Source organism: Paenibacillus sp. Z3-2, assembly GCF_054161325.1.
On record NZ_CP096397.1, the window covers coordinates 5,876,044 to 5,899,669 of the forward strand.

20 protein-coding genes are annotated in these 23,626 nt (G+C 47.8%); 6 read left to right on the forward strand and 14 right to left on the reverse strand.

From position 1 onward, the window contains the following. The first annotated feature begins 165 nt into the window (after positions 1–165). Together M1D71_RS26340 and M1D71_RS26345 are read left to right on the forward strand one after the other, a co-directional pair. Positions 166–963 (forward strand): flagellar motor protein, encoded by a 798-nt coding sequence (locus M1D71_RS26340; RefSeq protein ID WP_458124271.1) that lies wholly within the window; start codon positions 166–168, stop codon positions 961–963. Beyond that, positions 947–1,789 carry a flagellar motor protein MotB gene (locus tag M1D71_RS26345; RefSeq protein ID WP_458124272.1) on the forward strand — a complete coding sequence of 281 codons (843 nt, stop codon included), beginning with the start codon at positions 947–949 and terminating at the stop codon, positions 1,787–1,789. Before M1D71_RS26340 ends, M1D71_RS26345 begins: the two co-directional genes overlap by 17 nt. Before the next feature lie 131 nt (positions 1,790–1,920). Here M1D71_RS26345 and M1D71_RS26350 read toward each other — a convergent pair whose 3' ends face one another. Genes M1D71_RS26350 through M1D71_RS26360 form a run of 3 tightly spaced genes read right to left on the reverse strand, consistent with a single transcriptional unit; the run spans position 1,921 to position 5,236 of the window. Continuing rightward, positions 1,921–3,099, reverse strand: coding sequence for an ABC transporter permease (locus M1D71_RS26350; protein ID WP_458124273.1), 1,179 nt, complete (start codon positions 3,097–3,099; stop codon positions 1,921–1,923). Next, a complete protein-coding gene (locus M1D71_RS26355; protein ID WP_458124274.1) occupies positions 3,092–4,288 on the reverse strand; it encodes an ABC transporter permease in 1,197 nt (398 codons plus the stop codon). The genes M1D71_RS26350 and M1D71_RS26355 overlap by 8 nt, the downstream gene beginning before the upstream one ends. A gap of 12 nt (positions 4,289–4,300) precedes the next feature. Continuing rightward, positions 4,301–5,236, reverse strand: coding sequence for an ABC transporter ATP-binding protein (locus tag M1D71_RS26360; protein ID WP_458124275.1), 936 nt, complete (start codon positions 5,234–5,236; stop codon positions 4,301–4,303). Positions 5,237–5,446: 210 nt separating this feature from the next. Between M1D71_RS26360 and M1D71_RS26365 the strand changes: the two genes are divergently transcribed. After that, entirely contained in the window at positions 5,447–6,658 is a 1,212-nt protein-coding gene (locus M1D71_RS26365; RefSeq protein WP_458124276.1) for a sensor histidine kinase, read from the forward strand. A gap of 21 nt (positions 6,659–6,679) precedes the next feature. Further along, positions 6,680–7,369, forward strand: coding sequence for a response regulator transcription factor (locus tag M1D71_RS26370; protein WP_458124277.1), 690 nt, complete (start codon positions 6,680–6,682; stop codon positions 7,367–7,369). A 91-nt stretch (positions 7,370–7,460) separates the two neighbouring features. Here the strand turns inward: M1D71_RS26370 and M1D71_RS26375 are convergent, their stop codons facing one another. The 5 genes from M1D71_RS26375 to ftsE all read right to left on the reverse strand — a co-directional run bounded on the left by M1D71_RS26375 (position 7,461) and on the right by ftsE (position 13,524). Beyond that, on the reverse strand, positions 7,461–8,789 hold the full coding sequence (locus tag M1D71_RS26375; protein WP_458124278.1) for a PDZ domain-containing protein: 1,329 nt from the start codon (positions 8,787–8,789) through the stop codon (positions 7,461–7,463). A gap of 64 nt (positions 8,790–8,853) precedes the next feature. Further along, on the reverse strand, positions 8,854–10,326 hold the full coding sequence (locus M1D71_RS26380) for a S41 family peptidase (protein ID WP_458124279.1): 1,473 nt from the start codon (positions 10,324–10,326) through the stop codon (positions 8,854–8,856). 136 nt (positions 10,327–10,462) lie between these two features. Beyond that, positions 10,463–11,743, reverse strand: a complete 1,281-nt coding sequence (locus tag M1D71_RS26385; RefSeq protein WP_458124280.1) for a murein hydrolase activator EnvC family protein — start codon at positions 11,741–11,743, stop codon at positions 10,463–10,465. A gap of 187 nt (positions 11,744–11,930) precedes the next feature. Next, entirely contained in the window at positions 11,931–12,848 is a 918-nt protein-coding gene (gene ftsX, locus M1D71_RS26390; protein ID WP_458124281.1) for a permease-like cell division protein FtsX, read from the reverse strand. Then, positions 12,838–13,524: a cell division ATP-binding protein FtsE gene (gene ftsE, locus M1D71_RS26395; protein ID WP_024631580.1), complete on the reverse strand. Its 687-nt coding sequence runs from the start codon at positions 13,522–13,524 to the stop codon at positions 12,838–12,840. The genes ftsX and ftsE overlap by 11 nt, the downstream gene beginning before the upstream one ends. A gap of 254 nt (positions 13,525–13,778) precedes the next feature. Here ftsE and M1D71_RS26400 point away from each other — a divergent pair, with 254 nt between their 5' ends. After that, positions 13,779–15,212, forward strand: coding sequence for a VanW family protein (locus M1D71_RS26400; RefSeq protein WP_458124282.1), 1,434 nt, complete (start codon positions 13,779–13,781; stop codon positions 15,210–15,212). 184 nt (positions 15,213–15,396) lie between these two features. Here the strand turns inward: M1D71_RS26400 and M1D71_RS26405 are convergent, their stop codons facing one another. The 3 genes from M1D71_RS26405 to M1D71_RS26415 all read right to left on the reverse strand — a co-directional run bounded on the left by M1D71_RS26405 (position 15,397) and on the right by M1D71_RS26415 (position 18,628). Then, entirely contained in the window at positions 15,397–16,950 is a 1,554-nt protein-coding gene (locus tag M1D71_RS26405) for an MDR family MFS transporter (protein ID WP_458124283.1), read from the reverse strand. A gap of 311 nt (positions 16,951–17,261) precedes the next feature. Beyond that, positions 17,262–17,990 (reverse strand): polymer-forming cytoskeletal protein, encoded by a 729-nt coding sequence (locus M1D71_RS26410; protein ID WP_458124284.1) that lies wholly within the window; start codon positions 17,988–17,990, stop codon positions 17,262–17,264. A 14-nt stretch (positions 17,991–18,004) separates the two neighbouring features. Then, entirely contained in the window at positions 18,005–18,628 is a 624-nt protein-coding gene (locus M1D71_RS26415) for a YhbD family protein (RefSeq protein WP_458124285.1), read from the reverse strand. 199 nt (positions 18,629–18,827) lie between these two features. Between M1D71_RS26415 and M1D71_RS26420 the strand changes: the two genes are divergently transcribed. Further along, positions 18,828–19,607: an alpha/beta hydrolase gene (locus M1D71_RS26420; RefSeq protein ID WP_458124286.1), complete on the forward strand. Its 780-nt coding sequence runs from the start codon at positions 18,828–18,830 to the stop codon at positions 19,605–19,607. Positions 19,608–19,788: 181 nt separating this feature from the next. Here the strand turns inward: M1D71_RS26420 and argH are convergent, their stop codons facing one another. The 3 genes from argH to argF all read right to left on the reverse strand — a co-directional run bounded on the left by argH (position 19,789) and on the right by argF (position 23,593). Then, a complete protein-coding gene (gene argH / locus M1D71_RS26425) occupies positions 19,789–21,192 on the reverse strand; it encodes an argininosuccinate lyase (RefSeq protein WP_458127357.1) in 1,404 nt (467 codons plus the stop codon). A 106-nt stretch (positions 21,193–21,298) separates the two neighbouring features. Then, the gene (locus tag M1D71_RS26430; RefSeq protein ID WP_091013058.1) at positions 21,299–22,534 is read right to left on the reverse strand and encodes an argininosuccinate synthase; all 1,236 of its coding nucleotides are present in this window, start codon (positions 22,532–22,534) and stop codon (positions 21,299–21,301) included. Positions 22,535–22,627: 93 nt separating this feature from the next. Continuing rightward, on the reverse strand, positions 22,628–23,593 hold the full coding sequence (argF, locus tag M1D71_RS26435) for an ornithine carbamoyltransferase (protein WP_047840650.1): 966 nt from the start codon (positions 23,591–23,593) through the stop codon (positions 22,628–22,630). Between the last annotated feature and the right edge of the window lie 33 nt (positions 23,594–23,626).

The following is a 23,626-nucleotide window of genomic DNA, read 5'->3' on the forward strand; positions in this document are numbered from 1 at the left end:
GTATCTCACCCTATCGTCTAAAATAATAGTCACAATATATTGTCGAAGTTCCCCGAATTTTCATATGGGAAAACTTATAGTAATAGGAATATTTGTTCCCGTTCAATTATACCTTGTTCGTTTTAGTGATGCAAACGTGAAATGAAGATAGGAGTGGGTTAATTTATGGATCTTGCGACACTTATCGGTATTATTGCCGGAATTGCCGCAGTCATTAGCGGTTTTTTGTGGGAAGGTGGTCAACTGTCCGGTCTCATGCAAAAAACGGCTGCTTTAATTGTATTCGGTGGAACGATTGCTGCTGTGGTTGCCAGTTTCCCTGCACATCGCCTGCGTACGATTCCGGCTGCTCTGCGTATGGCTTTTGGACGTAACAATAATGAATCCGGTTTATGGGTTGAAGAATTGGTCGAGATGTCTTCGATCGCGCGCCGCTCAGGTGTGCTTGCATTGGAACGCAAAGTCATGGATCATCCGCATCCATTTTTGCAAGATGGTATTCAGATGGTTGTCGATGGTACGGATCAGGATGTGGTTCGCCAGATTCTGGAGATGGAGATTAACTCGATTGAACAAAAACATGAGGGCTACGCCAAAATATTCGAATCTGCTGGTGGTTACGCCCCAACCATGGGCATCATCGGAACAGTGATGGGACTCATTCAGGTCCTTGGCAGTTTGACCGACCCAACCGGACTCGGACCTGCCATTGCTGTTGCTTTTACCGCAACCCTGTATGGGGTCGCCAGTGCCAACCTTATCTTTTTGCCCATTGCCTCCAAGATCAAATCCAGAGGTGCTGATGAAGTTCAGACCATGGAAATGCTTCTCGAAGGTGTACTTGCCATTCAGAACGGTGAGAATCCCCAGCTTGTACGCAAAAGACTGGAGTCCTTCACGCTCACGCATCGTCAGTCTATACGCCCCCTAGCAAAGGAGGGATTGGATGAGTCGGCGCAGTAAACGGCGCGGAAAACGTGAAACGGTCGACTATCGGGATCGCTGGATGATTACCTATGCCGATCTCATTACCCTGCTCTTGATATTTTTTGTCATCATGTATGCCATGAGCAATCTGGATTCCGGTAAATATGACGTCGTTACTCAATCGTTACAAAATACATTCAACGAGTCTGACTCTATACTTGAGCTTGGTGAGGGGCTTGGTGAGAAGCCCGGACAGACGCTTACAGAGACTCCACCATCCGAGGTGCAGGGTGAAGACCCTGCAAATGGTGAAGGAACCCCTTCCGATTCCGGGACAGCAGCACCAGAAGATGACAACAAGCCACTCACAGAACGGGAAGAACAGTTCAGATCACAGGAGCAGGAATTGCAAAATCTGTTCAATGTGATTACCCAATATATCGAGGATAATAAACTGGAAAACCAGATTTTTGTTGCGGACAAGCCGCAGGGCCTCTCCATTACACTCAGTGACCGATTCCTGTTTGACCAGGGGCAAGCTGCCCTCAAAGGGGATGCTGCACCCACACTAACCAAGCTGGCGAGTCTGTTTCGGGACCTGAATACCGTTGTCAGTATCGAAGGACATACGGATAATATTCCGGTCGGGGCCAACTCCACGTATAAAGACAACTGGGAACTTTCTGGCGAACGTGCACTGTCGGTATTGCGATTTTTCCTGGATACAGAAAATCTCAACCCTGACGGGTTCCAGTATGCCGGATATGCGGATACTCGCCCAACGGGTGACAACACTACAGCGGCTGGCAGACAAAAGAACCGTCGGGTGGAAATTACCGTACTGCGCCAACTCCAACCTTGATCTTCGCCATTTCGCATAATACATCATAATTTATAAGAAAAAGCACGTTCCTACTGAATTCGATTCAGACAGAACGTGCTTTTTTATGTCAGCTATTTAGCAAATTGGAACTCATATATTCGTTATTCCAGTTATCCATCTACCCCTGGCTGACTTGGACGCAGAATCGCAGAGCCTATGGTCAGCAAAATGACAGCCATACCAAACAAAATCAATAGCGGCATTGTAATATCCGATAACGTACCGCCAGCGGAGATCCTTTCCACCGCCTGAATGGCCCATTTCTGCGGAACAACGTTAGCGAGCTTCTGCATATAGTCCGGCATGAAACTGATCGGCCAAAAACAACCACCTATCATACATGTTGGCATAATGATAAGTGAATTTAACATATTCGCATTTTTGGAATTCCGGATCAATCCTGCAACCGTACTTGCGATTCCCATGGAGACCAGCATGAATGCCGCCAATATCATGAAATGAATTCCAAAAGGAATACCGGCATCATAATGCAGCAGCCATCTGCTGACTCCCAAAACCATCACTATCTGAATCATACCAATGACAAAGCTCCCCAGGAAATTGCCAAGCGCAATCTCATATGCGTGTACGGGTGCCGTGTACACTCTAGCCATCGTCCGTTTCCTGCGATCTTCCATAATCACAGCTACTGCACTGGTCAGCAGACCCATCATAAACATAATTGTAAATCCAGTCACATTGTTCAGGCCTGGCTTGGGATAGATCCGCAGATCGGTGACTTCACCAGCAACCTGTTGCTTTCCTATCTCCTGTAATAACAGTTTAAACGGCTTCTGTATGCTCTCCCGTACGTCCATCTCACTTGAGACTCTACCTGCCGCCACCGTAACAGCTGAAGCAGATTGTTGCAGGCCTCTCGTCAAACCTTCGACAGCTGCTCGCAGTGTATAAGAACCTTCGCTTATACGCAGTTCCACCAGTTGAATTTCGGTTGCCTTACCTTGTAACAGATCCTCCGTATAATGTGCCGGAATGATGATGCCAGAACTTCCTTTTTGCTGAGCGATCGCTTCCTTCACTTCGGCTTCGTCGTTCATTGGCTTGAGCAGATATTCCTCTTTGCCAGCAAGTTCATGAATCATCCATGTCCCTGCCACCCCTGTATCCTCATTGACGTAGGGAATGACCGTGCGTATACTCTGCTCACTTCCAAAAAGAGCTACCGCACCTGTAACCACCAGGCAAGGCAGAATTAGAAACGTAATGAAGCCCATTTTACGGCCAAGTGTACGTCTGATCATCAACCAGGCTATGTGCAGACTATTCATATCGATATCCTGCCTTTCTATAGATCAATCCTGAGATGGCCAGTAAAACAGCGCATACCACGCCTAGCATCAGTATGTTATATACTATCTCTCCTACAGGTGCATCCAGCATCATTCTCAGAAAACTTTGGAGCGCCCAGTGGTTAACCGTAAATTCGCTAAGACGTTGCACCAAATCAACCGGAATGGGTCTGAACCCACCACTGATGAATGTCATGACAATAATGATGCCTTGCAAGGTTGCACCGGCCGATGCCGTGCTTTTGCATACCAGGGATACAATAATGCCGAGGGTCATGGATGCCAAAGTGATGAGAACACAAGTTAGCACAATATACCCAGGATACGTTCCCCAATCTACACCGTAGAACCAATATGTCATAAGGATGATCGTCGTTGCCTGTAAAAAAGCGAGCAGACTATTGCCGGCAACTTTCCCGGCAAAGATCACTCCGTTACCTATCGGCGCAGCCTGAAGGCGGATCAGCGTTCGGTTATCACGCTCTCCAAAAAGGCTGGTACTTGTTGTCATTCCCGAGTACAACATGAACATCGCCAGCATGGATGCTGCATAGTATTGGGAGGCGCTGTAGGACGTCCCTGTTTTTCCAGGATTAATGACAGTAATGGAAGTCGAGTTCGCTCCATTAGAATCCAAGCCAGAGGTCATGGCAGTAGTCACTTCCGGACCCAGCACTTTGCTAATCGCCATCTGTCGATTCCATTCATCCGTAAAACGTGTGAACAAGGTTTCGCCCAAGGTATTGAGCATGCTGTCCTTTCCACGTATCCATTGCAACCGAGCCTCTTTTCCCATCATCACGTTCTGTTCAAAATCTGAAGGAATCATTACCGCAAAGTCGAGCTTGCCAGTGCGCAGCAAATGGACAGCCACTTCTTCTGTCGTAATGTTCTGTACCTTGACCCTCTCGGCTACCGATGGAGCATTCACAAATGAATCCAACGCTTGACTAACTGTATCTGATCCTCCGCCTGATTCCGAATTCATATGGATTATCCCTACACGTACTGAATCCGGAATGACATCTTCCGCCGTACTCATCGTACTGGAAAGGGCCGTACCCAATATAAAAATCAGTAACAACGGCAGGATGAACAAGTTCAACACTACAGATCGAATCTTAAGAATACGTCTTAACTCAAAGATGCAAATATGCCATATATTCATCTTTTGCTCCCCCTAGTCCCGAAGCGTACGCCCGGTCAGATTGAGGAACAATGTTTCCAGATCAGGCTCTTCAACCTTGAGGGACTGAATGGATATTTCATGTTTGCTGCAAATGAAGAGCAGATCCTGTAGATCCTGCTGTGCCGAAGGTAGCGTAATGATCAGTGTATTCTCTGAAACGTCTACCATTCGCACGCGAGGGTGAAGTTTCAGTTCTTCCACGACGTCGGGACCGATACCGGAAGTGGAGAGCACTACCTTTTCCTCCGATGCTACCCGTTCTCTCAGCTCTGATTCAGTGCCACAGGCAATGATTCGCCCCTGATCCATAATCGCGACCCGGTGACTAATCGCAGCCACTTCCTCCATGTAATGACTTGTATATATGATCGTTGAACCCATCTTGTTGAGTGTGCGTACCGATTCAAGGATATGATTCCGAGATTGCGGATCAATGCCGACTGTCGGTTCATCCATAATCATTAGATCCGGGCGATGTGTAATCGCACATGCGATGTTTAACCTGCGTTTCATACCGCCAGAGAAGGTCGAGGGGGTATCCTTTGCTTTATCTTGTAACCCTACAAATTCAAGAGACTCTTGCACTCTTTCCTTAAGCAATTTTCCACGCAGTCCATACAGTCTGGCAAAAAAGGTCACATTCTCCGCAGCAGACATGGTTTCGTATAAAGCCAGATCCTGTGGAACCAGTCCGATCTTGCGCTTCACTTCAAGCGGTCTCTCCTTGACCGATATACCATCTAATCTGATTTCACCCTGATCCATATTCAGGAGACCTGCGATCATGCTGATGGTGGTACTTTTCCCTGCTCCATTGGGACCGAGCAATCCAAAAATCTCGCCTTTGCCCACACTAAGATTCAAATGATCCACTGACAGCCTGCTGCCGTATCGTTTCACAACACGATCCACTTCAAGTATGCCCATCTCTTTTACGCCCCTTTTCCGGTTCGACTTCCGCCGCTGGATTTCATAATTTTATTGTAACGGATCGCCGTCTATGGCGAAGGTACGAAAAGTCATGAATCGAAGGTGACTTAAGTCATCTGCTGATTCGAATGCTGCTTATGGTATAATCAAGGGCGCATTACCGAGAGATTTCTATTCCAATTTTTATATAAAGGATGTCACTTACATATGCCGATGCGGTTCCTGCAATACGGATTAATTATCGTTCCAGCAGTGCTGTACCTGTTGATGCTCCCCTTGGAAAATGAAGCCGTCTACACCCTGTATGTCATCATCGCGCTTGGACTCTCCGTGTGGAAAGATTTTACCCGTTCAAGTACACAGCAGTGGCTGCTGTTTCTGGCCCAAATACTCTGGAACTGCTGGCTGATTGCTTCGTATGGACAATTTATGGTATTCCTCTCTCTATCCGTGCTATACGTGTATATGTACAGACTGGAGGGGAGTCAGCGGTGGTTGATGTTTGGAAGTCAGCTTGTGGCAAGCAATGTGGCATTGCATTGGCATTATTCTGATCCACAAACATTGCAGCCAGGGTTAGCCACACTGTATACAAACGCCGATACTCTATTCTCCGCAGAGACAACAGCGATGGTTCTTGGCAACCTGCTTTTGCTCATCATAGCGGCTCTGTCCTGGCAGGGATCAAGAACGGCGAGCAGCCGCGGACAACTGGAACAAGTCTACGACGAGCTTCGCAGCAAACATTACGAGCTACAGGAAGCGCGTGCGCAACTGCTACTATTTACAAAGCAACTTGAAGGAGCGGCTCAGGCAGAGGAACGAACCCGTATCTCAAGACAACTTCATGACGATATCGGGCATCGACTGATTCGCACCAAAATGATGTCAGAAGCCGCCCTCCTGACCCTCCCTCGAAATAGGGAACAAGGAACGGAAATGGTGAGACAGATTCGCGATCAATTGGCCGAAAGTATGGATGATATGCGCAGCACCCTGCACAAACTGCAACCGGATTCCTATGTCTCCACTACCTACGCACTGGATCGTCTCCTTGAAGAAGTGGGCAGAGATACCGGCGTGAAGACAAATTATGAAGTTCATGGCCCTTCTCATGTGCTGTATCCCAGCATACAGATTGTTTTGTACAAAAATGCCAAAGAAGCCCTGACCAATGCACTGCGACATGGAAATGCTTCTTCGATCACTGTGGAGTTGGTATTCGGGGACCAAGAAGTGTGTATGAGTGTAAGTAATGATGGCAAAATTAATCCCCATTCTTCCAAGCGAAATGGCATAGGACAGGAAGGCATGCTTCTGCGCACACAAATGGTGGGAGGGGCCCTCGAGATTCAATCGGCTTATCCATATACGGTGATTACACGCATTCCAATAACCAACCAAATGCATATACTTTGAAAAAAGGATGTGAATGTTCTCATGCCCGAACAGAATGATGTGAACGTAAAGAATGATTCAGCCCAGCCCCCACTTATTCGGCTGATTCTTGCCGACGATGACTACTTCATTCGCGAGAGCCTTAAAGTGCTGCTAGGACTCGACTCAGGCATTAGCGTTACAGGCACAGCCTCAAATGGACAGGAAGCGTTGGCATTGCTTGAGGCAGGTACGCCTGCGGACGTGGTCTTAATGGATATCCGGATGCCGGAATGTGACGGAGTCGAAGGTACATATCGCATAAAGGTACGATTTCCTGAAATCCAGGTGCTAATGCTGACTACGTTTGACGACGATGAGTATATTATTCAGGCATTGCAGAATGGAGCAAGTGGTTATTTACTCAAAAATGTCCCCCCTGAGCGGATCATTCAAGGCATCAAGACCGTACATAATGGCGATATGTTAATTCATCCGGATATTGCCCGCAAGCTCACAGGCCTTCTTCGTCCTTCTCCAACTTCCCCGACACATCATCCAATCGAAGCCTATGGACTGACACGTATGGAGCTGGCGGTTGCCGAGGCCATATCGGAAGGACTATCCAATAAAGAAATTGCAGCCAAACTGTTCCTCAGTGAAGGCACGGTCAAAAACTATGTCACGGATATTCTCGGTAAGCTGAGCTTGCGTGATCGGACCCAAATCGCCATTTTTATGTTAAAAAACTAACAAAAAGGTATTTCCCTTGCCTGCGACGGCGCTCGGAAATACCTTTTTTCATTGCTTGATTTATGCAACATACTTCATCACGTATGCTTAGTTACATCTCTATGGACCCTTTATCACTGGCCACAGGGGCTGGCGGTAACGCCAATGGAGCTTCGTCCCTTTGTGGTTTTTTCAGGCGGGCAAACAACTTGAGATTAATGATATGGAACAGTGTCAGTGGACGTAACCGAATCGCCCAGACCTCGTGATTGTCCGGTGCCATAATGACCCCAAGCTGGTGATGCTCCCCTTCATAGATCGCTCGTTGCATGAACTTGCTTTCTCCTTGGTGATTGCGCACCTCAAGTTTGCAAAAAGCCGGGTTCATCCGCAGTGCACGATGCAACTCTTCCGGCGAATGAACCAACTTACCATTCACCTTGTACAACGTCTCTCCGGCTTCAATCCCCAAATCTGCAGCAGGACTCTCCGGAATAACAGCCAATACTTTCAACCCGTGCTGCGGATGAACAAATATCGGACTGCGATTTTGCTCTTCAAACGCGCTGTACCATACCAGAAATTCATGTCCAACAAATGCAATCAGCGCTGCAACCACCATGAGTGGAGACCACCATGCAGCAAGCAAACTGAACACGAGCAAGGTTGTCCCATAGAGCATCAATCGTTTTGACGAGATCTGCACCTTCTGGCCTGGAAGCATACTCTGCGTTACCTCACCAAATCCGAGCATGATCGGCAGCGCAACCAGCATGTAACTATGTCCTGCATTCATAAGCGGATTCCATGCCAGCTCTGCGCCACCTCCTGTGACCGGAACAAGAATCAGTAGGGGAATGGCCCAGAACTGTTGCAGTTGATATCCGCCAACCAGTTTCCCGCGTTTTCCCTCGAAGAGAAGCGGTGATGCCATCGATACCCCCTGCATGCGTACCAGCATGGCTTCACCCATATGTAGAAGAGCCGCCAAGACAAGCAGTGCAGGCATATCCAGAGAACGTAGCGTCTCCGTGATACTGCCCAACCAACCCGATGGTTGCCAGCCTGAAGCCAGATTCAAACCAAATTGCAACACACCCAGCAACCCGGCCGCATAGGCAAAGCACAGATATCGGATACGGAACAAGGACAGAACTAGCGTTGCAGCCCATATGCATATGAGACTTCCCAGTGTAAGATGTGCACCGAGAAATAGGGACACGATCGAGACAATGGTACCGATGAGTATGCCTCCGAGTACCGCACGAATCGTCTGTGTTATTGAGCTTTGCAAACGGACATGAAACAATTTACGCTCCTGCAGTAACTGACGATGATAGATCAGCGCAATCAGGATCACCGCAATATAATAAAACGGCTGAATAAACAACTGCAACAAAGCTTCCCCTAATGTAGTTAACCACGGCCATACCCATTCCATTGTGGTCGGTCACCCCTCTCCTTCAGCCGGTTCAGAAAAAAAGAAGGCTGAAAATCAGCCTTCTTTATGGCTTCGACACTGCGGACGAAATATCCTTTGAGACATTTTCGATCGCGCGTTTCAGCTGTGCATCATATTGAGGATTGGCAATACGTTCAATCAGAGCCGCTTCGAGTGATTCAGCGGTTTTCTCATCAATCTGGCCTGTAGCCTGAATGCCTTTTTGCTTCTGGAATGCCTTGACCGCTTCTTCTGTCTTCTGGTCATAGTATCCGTCCACACGATCCGGTTTGAAATCGAGTCCTCTCAGCATCGTCTGCGCACTTTTCACATCCGTGCTATTGCTATCATATTTAAGTGGTAACTTCTCTTTGTTAATCGGTGCCACCGAGAAGTAATCCGGTTGGTCTACCGCAATATCCGGTTTGATTCCTTTTTCATGAATCCAGTCCCCGTTCGGAGTGAGCCACTTGGCAATGGTAATTTTCAGCAAGCTGCCGTCACCCATTTGCTTGTCATAACTCGTCTGTACGGTTCCTTTACCAAAGGAATTTTCACCGATCAACTTAGCGCCTGCTGACTGTTGCAATGCACCAGCCAAAATTTCCGACGCACTCGCGCTACCTTTGTTCATCAGGACTGTGATTGGATATGCTTTGGCTGATCCATTCGATTTACTTTGTTCCTTTTTGCCGTTCTTGTCTTCAACTTGCACAATAACCTTGCCTTTAGGAACGAACTGTTCAGCAATATCAATGACGACTTGCAGTACACCGCCTGGGTCATTACGTACATCGATGAGCAGACCTTTCATGTTCTGCTTCTCAAGCTTCGCCAATTCTTCCTTGAAGCGATCACCTGTATTGAGAGAGAATTGGGTAATCGCAATAACGCCAATTCCGCCATCCTCCATGTGCGCATATACGGTCTCCAGATCAATGTCATCCCGTACAATAACAAATTCAATCAGTTCTGAAGATCCAGCACGTTTGACTTGTACCTTCGCTTCACTGCCCTTTGGACCTCTGATTTTGTTAACAGCCTTGTTCAGTTCCAAACCTTGCAGGGATTCTCCGTTTATAGACATAATCATGTCTTTCGCACGAATACCCGCTTTCTCGGCAGGTGATCCTTTGATCGGGGAAACAACAACGACGTTTCCGTCCTGTGAGGATACCTCTGCGCCAATACCGGTAAATGAACCTTCGATCGACTCTTCAAACTGGGCAGCCGTTTCCTGCCCCATATAGTTGGAGTATGGATCACCAAGGGATTCCATCATGCCGTTGATCGCACCGTCAACCAATTTGGTCTGATCCACGTCTTTATAATAGTTGCTTGAGATCAAATCCATCGCGGTTTCAATCTTCTTCATATCGTTCTTCTGCTGCGTATTGCCGGTTACACTGGCCAGCAAACCTTCGCCCGCTGTAGTCTGGCTCGCTATTCCTGGATAAGTCATCAATACCAGGGTTAGCATACTACCGCCAAGGAGACCCACAATGACAAGCAGTAGCGCCGATCTTTTCTTCATCATCCGTTTGTCACCGCCTTTAGTTTTGAAGCGTGTCAGATTCCATTGTTGCCGGAATCCATTCCCTAAACATGCCAGCTTAGTATATGTCTAGCTTGTACGGAATATGTTTTTTCCATTCGGTCTGGGGACAAGGAATTTACAGATAATTCATTGGATTGACTGCTGTACCATTGTCTCGTACTTCAAAGTGCAAGTGAGGTCCAGTAGAGTTCCCTGTGTTTCCTGACTCAGCAATGGTATCACCCTTGCTCACGGTGTCACCCTTGCTGACTTTAAATCCACCTTCGCGCAAGTGACCATATAACGTCCATAACCCGCCGCCATGGTCCACAATAACCGTATAGCCATAGCCGCTATACCATTCAGCCATAATTACGATGCCGCCAGAAGCAGCATAAACTGAGCTTCCCGTTGGAACAGCGAAATCAACACCGTTATGCATCTTACCCACTACCCCCGTAATTGGATGGGTACGGGGACCGAATGGAGAAGAAATGCGTCCTCCAGATACCGGTCTTGAGAAGATACCGTTCCCGGATGAATAGGTGACCTCACTGCTGCTATCCGAGCTGACTCTGGTTGGCGTCTTCGCTGCAGCTTTCGCCCGAGCGGCGGCTGCTGCTTTTGCTTTGGCTGCGGCGGCTGCCTGTTGTTCACGCAATTTATTTTTCTCTTGAAGAAGTGCCGAACGTTTGCTGGCAATCTGCATCAATACATCTTCCTGCTCTTGTGTCAGCTCTTCTGATTCTTCAATCTTAGCATCATATGAAGCGAGAAGCACTTGCTTTTCCGCTTCTTTTTCATTCAATTGGGACTTGCGCTGTTTCTTCTGTGCATACAGACTCTTGGCTTCTGCATATTGCACATCCAGTTCTGCCTTTTTGTCCACAACCAGTTGCTTGTCCGCTTTATGTTCATCCAGCAGATGCTGATCCTGATCCACGATCGTTTTGAGTGAATCCGCACGGGTCAGAAAGTCAGTGAAGCTGGTGGAGGACAACAATACATCCAGATACGATACAGCACCGTCCGTATACATTAGACGCACACGTGACTCCAAAAGTTTCTCCCTTGCAACAATACGTTCTTCTGCCGCTTGAAGGTCTTTCTTGGTTGTACGGAGATCTTCCTCCGTGTTCTCGATCTGCAAGGATACGCTGGCCAGTTCATCACTAACGACATTGATCTGTTCCATGACAACCTTCAGATAAGCATTGGTTTTGTTCTTGTAATGCTGAGCTTCCTTTTTGTTGGAAGCGGCTTTTTTCTGCTCTTGCTTGGCAGTAGCTGCCTTGTTCTCCAGTTGCTGAATCTGCTGGTCAATATCACTGATGCTACTCTTGGCATATCCGTCAGAAGGTTGAAGCGTCATACCGGCCAATAACGTAAAGGCCAGCAGCGAAGCGGTTTTTTTCAAAATGATGATCCCCCATCCTATGATTTCACAAGAAAGCAACCTGCACAGGTGGTGAACAGCATGTTCTTTGCTTTCTTCAATCTTAAACGACTCCGTCTTTCCTACATATCGTCAAACAGCGTCCATGAATGAACCTGCTTTACCATTCTTTTCGACATATTCTGCAATTCGATCGTTGAAAACAAGTTTAAACGTTGAGTGATTTCCGAATGGACAGTGTACTTCCCAAAATACCTACCAGCACACCGAGTCCGATCAACAATGTTCCAAACAGTAGCCAGATTTCGCCGAGCGGAATCAAGTTAAGCATCTGCATGAATACATCCTGACCAAACGTGGCCATCAACTGGCTGTATCCAACGAACAGCACCCCAACCGTAATGACCGAGCCAATAAATCCAATGAGTGCACCTTCAATAAAGAAAGGCCAACGAATAAAGGTATTGGTTGCGCCAACCAGCTTCATAATGCCGATCTCCCGGCGACGGGCCAGAATCGTTACGCGAATCGTATTCGAGATCAGGAACATGGACATCAGACCGAGTCCCCCGACAAAAATAAATCCGATATTACGGACTAGTTTCGTAAATTTGAACAATACTTCCACCGTTTCCTTGCCGTAGTTCACTTTCATGATCGGCTTCTCCGGGTGCTTTTCGTTCAAGGCTTCGATTTTTTGCGCCACAAAAGTCACGGTTTCCGGTTCAATGACCTCAACTTCAATGGTCTCCGGCAGTGGATTGTTATCCACATCGAAACCGCTAAGCACGTTATCTGCACTCTCTCCAAGACGTTCACGGAACTCCTTGAGTCCTTCTTCCTTGGAAACAAAACGGATCTCACTTACTTCTGGCATCGCGCTGATTTCTTCCTCCAGTGTGTTACGCAGGTTATCGTCCACATTCAGTTCGAGGAATGTGCTGATCTCCACCTGGCTATCAACCTGGTTCGCCATGGAATTTACATTGAGCACCAGCAACATGAACACGCCAAGAATCAACAGCGACACAATAATGGACATGATGGAGGCTACAGACATCCAGCCGTTGCGGAATACGTTTTTGAATCCCTCCCGCAGATGGCGCAAGAGAGTGCTAAAATTCATAACCGTATTCCCCTCTCATCTGATCCCGTACAATCTGTCCACGTTCAATGGCGATTACCCGTTTACGCATCGTGTTTACGATATCTTTGTTGTGGGTCGCCATAACAATGGTTGTCCCCCTGAAATTAATCTCATCCAGCAGTTGCATAATGCCCCATGACGTCTCTGGATCAAGGTTACCTGTAGGCTCATCCGCGATAATAACCGATGGGTTGTTGACGATAGCCCGTGCAATGGCAATACGTTGCTGTTCTCCACCCGAGAGCTGTGAAGGTTCGCGATTTGCCTTACTCCGCAGTCCCACCAAATCGAGCACTTCCATCACCCGTTTTTTGATATGACGCTTCGGCGCTTCAATAACTTCCATCGCAAATGCCACATTCTCAAATGCTGTCATCCGTGGCAGCAGGCGAAAATCCTGGAACACAACACCGATATTACGGCGAACATAAGGAATCTTTCTTGGCTTCAACTTACCAATATTAAATCCGTTAATGGATATTTGTCCTTTGGTCGGAACTTCTTCTCTGTACATCAATTTCATAAATGTCGATTTGCCTGCGCCGGACGGACCAACGATATAGACAAATTCATTGCGGTCGATCTTCACCGACACCCCTTGTAATGCGTGGGTCCCATTGGCGTAGGTCTTCCACACGTCCTGCATTTCTATCACATCATCACTTCCTGCTCGCATAGTTAGCCATTATCATTTCGACACAATCCCGGCATTTCCTTTAAAAAGACCTGAATTTCATCAGGAAAAAATCCACGTCGTCCCTGTTTTGATGGTGAAGCATGGATTCATATGAAGTTTATTGTAACAAATTTGTTACCTATTGAGTACCCGAAAGTTTTCCTGCATTGGATCATATATATAGAAAGTGTTACAAAGTCGGGAACAACTGAAGTATAAAGGAGCGTACGGTTATGAAAAAAATACATCTGACGGTCATTATTCTATTCTCCATGCTCTTGATCGGCTCCGCGTCCTATGGATTGTTGTATATGTATGTGAATCAGCCTGCCATGCCCAAAGACGTCCATGTTGGTGGCTGGGCGGTAGAAGGGAAGGACCGTAAGGAGGTTTTGCATGCACTCGATGAACGGATCCAAAAGCTGGAGGACTGGCCTGTCACCCTTGAATTAACTGACCCAGACCACAAGACTATGACGTATACCACAGCCCAGGTGGGAGTGAGCTACAACGTTAACCGCTTTGAGTCCGCAATACAGCAGCTTGAGGAAGGTGATATATGGGAACGTGCATATGCACGATATCATTTTGCGAAAGAGTTCTCTCTGGATATGACCTACAACTTACGACCACTGCAAGAACATCTCAGCCCTGCCTGGGAAAAAGAAACCTTCGGTACACCTGCGAACGCTGTTCGCCGCATTACCGCAAGTGATCAAGTCCAGTATATCCCGGAAAAGGGCGTCCGCCGGATTGATTGGGATACACTTACAAGTCTCATTCAGACGGAGCTGCATCGGGATTTCAGCGTACTGAACCCGGATGAGAAACCCGCCCCACTGCTGATCCAGATACCGCTGTATACGCTGAAACCCGAAGTAACCCTTAAATCCCTGCGCCAGGAAGGCATTGACCGGAAGATCATCCAGTTCTCCACGGGTCTTGGCAATAGTAGTGAAGGCCGCATACATAATGTCAGCGCAGCCGCGGAAGCGATTAACGGTATGATTTTGCCCCCGGATGCCGTGTTCGATTATGAGAAGGTCGTCCGTCAAGCTGAAAAGGATTATGGGTTTCGTGAGGCCCCGGTCATTATGAACGGAAGACTGACCCCCGGGATTGGGGGTGGAATCTGCCAGGTATCCAGTACGGTGTATAACGCAGCACTGTTGACGGGTCTCGATATTGTTGAGCGTCGCAACCACTCCCTGCCCGTCAAATACTTGCCGAAAGGATTGGATGCCACCTTTGCCTCAGGAGCCATTAATTTTCGCTTCAAAAACAATACAGGCAAGTCTTTGCTGATCCATGCCGAAGTGAAAAACCGAAGTTTGATGGTGAAATTTTTCGGCACATTCCCGGAAAACGTCAGCTATGCCCTTGAATCTCGCACCATTGAAACATTAAGTATTCCAGTAAAGTATGTATCCAGTAATGTACTGCCTGATGGTGCACAGCAGGTACTGCAAGACGGACAGCCTGGATATATTGTTGAGACGGTACGAACCAAGAGTGTAGACGGCAAAGTGGTCGAATCCAAAACGATTACACGGGATACGTACAAAGCCCAGGATCGTCTGATTGCCCGCTCTGGTCATAGCAGCTTACCTGATCCACAAGGACCTTCTGTCGTCGAGGACGGCATTAGCGATACGAAACAGCCTTAGGCTCAATCCATAATTCAGTCACTCAAGGATAAGCTGATCCTACCGAAAACAAAAAGACACACTTCCCATCCCTTTTGAGGATACGCCAGAAGTGTGTCTTTTTATGGTTTAAGATAGGTTATTCGAGTTGTCATAAACTACGATTAGCCGCTGTACCGTAACTTACAGTTTGCTAAATAAAGGCTCAGTGACCTCCTGTGTATTCGCCCTGCTCTTCCCCTACGACCATCTTCTCTTTCCCCATGAAGAAGGACGCAATCAATGCGAGGGCAGCCGGGATCGTTGCCCAGGCAAATAACTGCACGATGGAAGAAGACAGTGCATGTGTGATGGTATCCAGCACCTGAGGCGGAATCGCCTGTCTGAGTTCTGGTGAGAGCAACGCATGTGGATCGGTCAGATTCACTCCCTGAGGCATACCGCCCGCTGAAGCACCGCCTGCTTCCGCAGCTGAACCGGCGAGGGCATCATTCATTTTGCGTGTAAATACCTGACTCTGTACGATACCAAAGACCGTAATGCCCATCGTCATACCGAGGGAACGCAAAAAGTTAAGTGTGGAGCTTGCTGCTCCGCGTCTTTGCGGTTCAAACGCATTCATGGCTGCATTGCTAAGTACGGAGAACGAAGCACCGACACCAAGACCAACCATCACCATGTATATGCGTATCGTCCAAAGGGAAGAATTCTCATCCAGCGTAGTCAGCAATCCAAGTCCAATGACAAGCAAGGCCAACGTAGGGATCATGATATTGCGATACTTGATTTTGGTCATCAACACCCCGCCCAAGGACGCCGTCACAACAGACCCTAGCATCATCGGCAAAAGTACGAGACCGGAGTTGGTCGCTTTACCACCAAGTACTCCCTGTATGAAGATCGGAATGTACACGGATGCTGTAATGAACGCCGCACCACTGAACATACCAATAACGTTACTGGACCAGTAGACCCGGTTGCGGAACATGCCGAAGGAGATGATCGGTTCCTTGGCTCTTGTTTCTGCAAACAGGAACAGCAGCGCTAGTGCTACAAATCCGGCAAACAAGCCAAGAATCTGCCAGGAACCCCAGGCAAACGTCTTGCCGCCCAGTTCCAGACCAAAGATCAGGCACACAACAGCACCGATCAGCGTTACAGCACCCAGCCAGTCGATCTGTTGGGATTGATGCTGATGAGACTCCTTGTAGAAGAATGCGATAAACACAAATGCAATCAAGCCGAGTGGCAGGTTGATATAAAATACCCATTCCCATGTTGCATACTGGGTAATGTAAGCACCGAGCAGGGGTCCAAATACGCTGGACAGCCCAAAGACGGCTCCAAACAATCCACCCAATTTGCCGCGTGATTCTGGTGCAACAACATCAAACATAATCGTAAATGCAATCGGCACCAGGGCACCTGCACCAATACCTTGAATCGCTCTGTACATCGTCAATTCCACAATAGACGTTGCCGTTCCGCACAGTGCCGAGCCAAGCATAAACACAATAATACCAAATACAAAAAACTTCTTCCGGCCATACATATCCGATAACTTACCGAAGATCGGCATTCCCGCCATCTCAGCCACCATGTACGCGGAAGTCACCCAGACGAACTTGTCGAGTCCGCCCAGTTTCCCGACGATATCCCCCATCGCCGTGGCCACAATGGTATTATCCATCGAAGCCATGAGTATGCTGAGCAGTAGCCCTGCCAGCACCAATCCAATACTGTTTTTACGTGCAACCATTGTACTCAATCTCTCCATTCACGCTCTATTCATATGACTGCATTAGTATGTCCGAAAAGAAGTTTTCGTTAATCAGTCCAAGGACCGATTGCTTTGCGCTCGCTCTGTCAGGGTAAGAGTTCCCGTGATTTTAATATCTGTGGATTCAAGTGATCCGTATATGACCGATGTACCCGTACATTTGAAACGATCACAATATAGATCGTCGTTGAAGGACGCATCCCCAACGATGCTGATATCCATTTTTTTATCCTATGAACACTCATGATTATTATCATGTCCATCTCATCCCTTACTCTCCAAATCAAACTTTAAATCCGCTGACTGCTGCCCACCTTGGCATCCCGATCAACCTCAAGTTCACCTGAATATTCGACCAGCTTGATGTTGCAGCCACGACCGATATGAATGTTGCTTCCCCGAACAATATCAGCCTCGGTGTCTTCCAGTACAATCTCATCTCCCTCAATTAAGGATGTCTTGAATGAAGGGGTACCACCCAGACCAATACTTTTCCAAAAACCATTCTGTTGTTCCTTACGACGAATATCAATACGCTCTCCGCCAATCTCTTTGGCCGAAGAAGAGGTATGCAGCCTGATCTCCACCGTTCCTGCATTCAGAAAGCCGCTGATCTTCATATTGCCCTGTACATTCAGGGACTCGCATTGAACATCTCCCTCAATATCGATCACACCGCCAATATCAATTCGCTCCCCATCCACTCTTCCGCGTACAGTACACTTCCCGTTCACTTCAAGCTCAGGGCTATGGAGATCTCCGTTAATCGTAGTCATGCCATCCACACGAACACGAGAGCTGGTCAAAGGGCCATTCAACGTGCACATCCCGTTAATCGTTGCACTCTCGGAGCTCAAAGCGCCGTGCATTTTCAATGTTCCATTTACTTCCATAGAGGTGCAGTCCAGGTTACCATTCATCTTAGCCATGCCATCAATAGATACACGGTGAAACTCCCCGCCTGCCGTTTGACTTATGCCCGCCACGTTCAGATCATTTCGCTTATTACGTTCTACCATAGATGAACCTCTCCTTATCCCAATTTGAGTTTTAATTCTTCCATAAATGTTCCCATGGGCTGCCTAAGAACTACCTTCACACCATTGTCAAAATAAAACTCCGTTCCTGCTGTTACCAGCATGAATGAAGGAACACCCATCTTACGAATAAGCACGAGTTCGCTGGGTTTGCCTGTAAAACGGTAATAATGTTCGGACATCACTTCGATCAGCAAAGCACCCTCTTGCCGAGTAATATCTCCGCTCATTAACAGCTTATCAAGGACGTAGAGCATCATAATCCGCTCCAATGCATACAGCGGTGGTTCTCGACCTGCTTCTTTTAACAGATCCAGCGAGATTTGCGAAATAATGTTTCGCTCTAATAATTGCTCTGTAGACATCTCCACTTCACCCAACGTAGGTGAGAACACGTCTGCCAGCTCATCCAGCGATAATCCGTCTTTCATATTGAGAATCTTGTCAATGCGCAGTAAAATCTGTTGTTTGGGAAAAAAGGTCTCTTGTCCGGTGTAGGAAGACTTCCGAATGAACCATTCTTCTGGAATGAGATTTTTCCGCTTCCAGCGGTATAACTGGCCGTATGAGATTCCTGTCAGGTCCAACAATTCTTTCTTGGAGATCAAATCATCCGTCATATATGGTCCCCCTTTTTATTGAAACGAGTGTAACATAACATTGTTACGTTGTAAACTGATCTTGTTATTGCAATGGAAGAGCAATGCGTATAACCTGTTACATATAAACACTTTGGAGTTCTAGACATCCGAACTTCATCCCATCGTCTCATGTCAGAACACGTAGTTAACGAACTTATGAAAGGGGTTTCTTATACTCATGGCACTAATTAAATGTGATTTTTATTCTGATACGCTTGGATTAAGTACCAGCATGCATGTCATTCTACCGCAACAAACCCACAATCAGATCGGCATGAAGAATGTGACCGGCAAAGGACTGCACCCAACCCTGTACCTGTTGCACGGTCTGTCTGATGATGATTCCATCTGGCTGCGCCGGACTTCCATTGAACGTTATGTGGCCAACCTCGGGATCGCTGTTGTTATGCCACAGGTACATCGCAGCTTCTATACAGATATGGTAGAAGGCGGACGTTACTGGAGCTTTATCAGTGAAGAACTGCCCGCACTTGCTCGTTCTTTCTTCCCGCTGTCAGATCAACGGGAGGACAATTTCGTTGCAGGATTATCCATGGGTGGCTATGGCGCGTTTAAGCTGGCCCTTCGTAAACCAGATCAATATGCTGCAGCTGCCAGTTTGTCTGGAGCACTCGACATGTCTGCACATATGGATAGAAACGCATCCTCAGCATTGCAACAGACTGAGTTACAACGGATTTTCGGACCGCAAGTGGCTGCCACTGAGAATGATCTGATTCATTTGTTAAAAGAAAGCCATGGCCAGCAGCCTCTGCTCTACCAATGTTGCGGAACGGAAGATTTCCTGTATGAGGATAATCAAACCTTCCGCCAAGCCTGTGAACAGACGGAATTCGAACTGACATACGAGGAAGAACCAGGTGGGCATGATTGGGGTTATTGGGATGCGAAGATTCAGGATGTATTGAGATGGTTGCCTTTGCCCAAGCGGGACTAGTGGAGCATTGGGAGCTACTGCGGATAATACTCCGATGACAGAACAACCTTCCGCTTGCTGTTGAATTGAATGTATCTAGATCGCTGTAATACAGAAAAAGCAGGCGTTGAGAACGAAGTTCTCTGGCCTGCTTCTTTGTTGTACTGTCGTATCTGTAAGGATACCTATAATAGCAGTGGTATTAACCGCGGTTTGTAATCCATTGCTCAGTAATTTCCAGTACCTTCTCACTGCGTCCGATGGCTTCAGCAACTTGACCGGAGGCTGTTCCGCCGTATACATTACGAGCGTTCACTACCGCTTCCGGTTGAAGCACATCATAGATCCGGTCATCAAACAGTGGTGAGAATTGACGGAACTCATCAATCGTCAGATCCAGTAAATACTTGCTGTTCTGGATGCAGTACAGCACCGTTTTACCAATTACTTCATGCGCTTGACGGAAAGGCAAGCCTTCGCCCACGAGGAAATCGGCAATATCCGTAGCGTTGGAGAAATCCTGATTGACCGCTTGACGCATCCGATCCTTGTTCACAGTCATTGTAGCGATCATTGGAGCGAATAGTTGCAATGCACCCTCCAGCGTCGCTACCGTGTCGAACATGCCTTCTTTGTCTTCCTGCATATCCTTGTTATAAGCCAGTGGAAGAGATTTCAGTACCGTCAGCAAGCCGATCAGGTTACCGTACACACGTCCTGTTTTACCACGAACAAGTTCGGGAACGTCCGGATTTTTCTTCTGAGGCATGATGCTGCTGCCTGTGCAGAATGCGTCATCCAGTTCAACAAAACCAAACTCCGTGCTGCTCCACAGTACCAACTCTTCGCTCAAACGGGACAAGTGAGTCATGATAAGAGAAGCCGCTGCCAGGAACTCGACGATGAAGTCACGGTCACTTACTGCGTCCAGACTGTTCTCGTACAAGCCATCGAAGCCCAGTTGTTCCGCCACAAAATGACGATCAATCGGGAAAGTTGTCCCCGCAAGTGCACCTGCACCCAGCGGCAAGATGTTAATGCGTTTATAGCTGTCCATTAGACGCTCCGCATCCCGTTGGAACATGGATACATACGCCATCAAGTGATGGGCGAACAGAATTGGCTGTGCCCGTTGAAGATGCGTATAACCCGGTACAATTGTATCGAGGTTATCTTTCGCTTGTCCGATCAGTGCTTCCTGCAAGGAATGCAACATGCCCACGAATCCAACCACGCGCTCGCGCAGGTACAAGTGCATATCCGTTGCAACTTGATCGTTCCGGCTACGGCCTGTATGTAATTTACCGCCTACAGGGCCGATCGTCTCGATCAGGTTTTTCTCAATATTCATGTGGATGTCTTCGTCCGATACGGAGAATTCCACTTCACCCGCACGGATTTTGTGCAAAACGGTGATCAGACCTTCTTTGATGGTCTCTACATCTTCAGCCGGAAGAATGCCGCATTTGCCCAGCATCGTCACATGGGCCAGACTGCCCTGAATGTCTTCTTCAGCCAAAGCTTTGTCAAAATTGATCGATGCCGTATATTCCTCAACCAAATGATTGGTTTGTTTCGTAAAACGTCCTCCCCACAGCTTGCTCACGGTGAGTACTCCCCTTTCGCTCATGGACAAAGCCGCTCCTGCCAGATGTGCAAGAACGGCCTGCCTTATCATTTATATTGGTGTAGCTCTATGATGCAGGTTAAAATTAGTTCTTGTTTTGCTCCACGCCAGAGTTTACTTTCAAACGCAGTGCATTCAGGCGGATAAAGCCTGTTGCATCGCCTTGATCGTAGGCTTGCGTTGGATCAGCTTCCATCGTTGCGATGTCCGGATTGTAGAGGCTGACAGGACTTTTCACGCCTGCGCCGATGATGTTGCCTTTATACAGTTTCACACGAACCGTACCTGTAACGTTCTTCTGACTTTCGCTCACCAGCGCTTGCAGCGCCAGACGTTCCGGTGCGAACCAGAATCCGTTGTATACCAGTGTGCTGTAACGTGTGATCAGGCTATCACGCAGGTTCATCACTTCACGGTCCATCGTGATGGATTCCATTTTGCGATGTGCAGTGAACAGGATTGTTCCACCTGGTGTTTCGTACACGCCACGGCTCTTCATACCAACAAAACGGTTCTCAACCATATCTACACGGCCGATACCATGTTTGCCACCCAACTCGTTCAGTTGCTCCATCACTTGCAGCGGGCTCAAGCGCTCACCGTTAAGTGCAACACAGTCGCCTTGTTCGAACTCCAGTTCAACATATTCTGCTTGATCTGGTGCATCTTCAGGTGCACTGCTCAGCAGGAACATGTCTTTGTTCTCGTCCGCACTTGGATCGAACCAAGGATCTTCGAGCACACCACTCTCATAGCTGATATGCAGCAGGTTACGGTCTGTCGAGTATGGTTTAGCTGCAGATGCGGTTACCGGAATGCCATGTTTCTCAGCGTAAGCAATCATCTCGGCACGTCCCGGGAATTGGTTACGGAATTCCTCCAGACGCCAAGGTGCAATTACGTTAATGTCTGGTGTCAGTGCAGCCGCGTTCAATTCAAAGCGAACTTGGTCATTTCCTTTACCTGTAGCGCCGTGAGCGATGGCTGTAGCGCCTTCTGCACGAGCGATATCCACCATGCGTTTAGCGATCAGTGGGCGAGCGATACTTGTACCGAGCAGGTATTGTCCTTCATAGAGGGCACCCGCCTGGAACATCGGATAGATGAAATCTTTTGCGAATTCATCGCGCAGATCGTCGATGTATACTTTGGAAGCGCCTGTTGCCAGTGCTTTTTCCTCCAAACCGTCCAATTCATCCTTTTGTCCAATATCCGCTGTGAATGCGATAATCTCTGCATCATACGTTTCTTTCAACCATTTCAAAATTACAGATGTGTCCAACCCGCCTGAATACGCGAGTACAATTTTTTCCTTAGCCATGTGTGGTGGTCCTCCCCAAGATCAGTTGCTATAAACTTTTATCTATCATCGCGAAATCTGTGCCTAAAATCAACCCATAAAGGCAAACAGCATCTATTCGCTCATTAACGCAGCCATTAATGCTTTCTGTGCATGCAAGCGATTCTCCGCCTGATCAAAGATCAGGGAGTTCGGTCCGTCGATTACACCAGCACTCACTTCTTCGCCGCGGTGTGCTGGCAAACAGTGCAAGAACATGTAGTCCGGCTTCGCGCCTTTCATCAATTCCTCGTCCACTTGATATGCCGCAAATGCCTGCTCACGAATCTTCTGCTCTTCCTCAAAGCCCATGCTCGCCCATACATCCGTATACACGATATCTGCATCTTTCGCTGCTTCTTGTGCACTGTACGTTACAGTCACTTCAGAACCGCTCTCCTGTGCAATGATGCGCGCCTGCTCCACAACTGCGCTATCCGGCTCATAGCCTTCTGGCGTTGCTACAGCAACATGCATACCCATCTTCGCTGCACCGAGCATCAGGGAGTGCGCCATATTGTTGCCATCTCCGATGTAGGCCATTTTCAGACCTGCCAGCTTGCCTTTGTGCTCCAGCACCGTTTGGAAGTCCGCCAGTACCTGGCAAGGATGCGCCGCATCGCTCAGGCCGTTAATGACTGGAACATCAGCATGCTCTGCCAGTTCAGTTACATTATGGTGTCCAAAGGTACGGATCATGATGCCGTCCAGGTAGCGGGACAATACTTTGGCAGTATCATGTGTTGTTTCCCCGCGACCCAGCTGGATATCATTTTTGCTCAGGAAAAGTGCGTGTCCACCCAATTGGAACATGCCCACTTCAAAGGATACACGTGTACGTGTGGATGATTTTTCAAAAATAAGTCCGATCGTTTTGCCTTTCAATGGTTGAAAGGGCACACCGCTTTTTTGCTTGCCTTTAATCTCAATCGCGAGATCAAGCAGATAACGAATCTCCTCGGCTGTGTAGTCCGTGAATTCGATAAAGTCCCGGCCTCTCAGATCAATCTTTTGAATCTTTTCCGTCTGTTGTGCTGTCATCTATAACGTCCTCCTTATTTCCGGTTCCCTGCA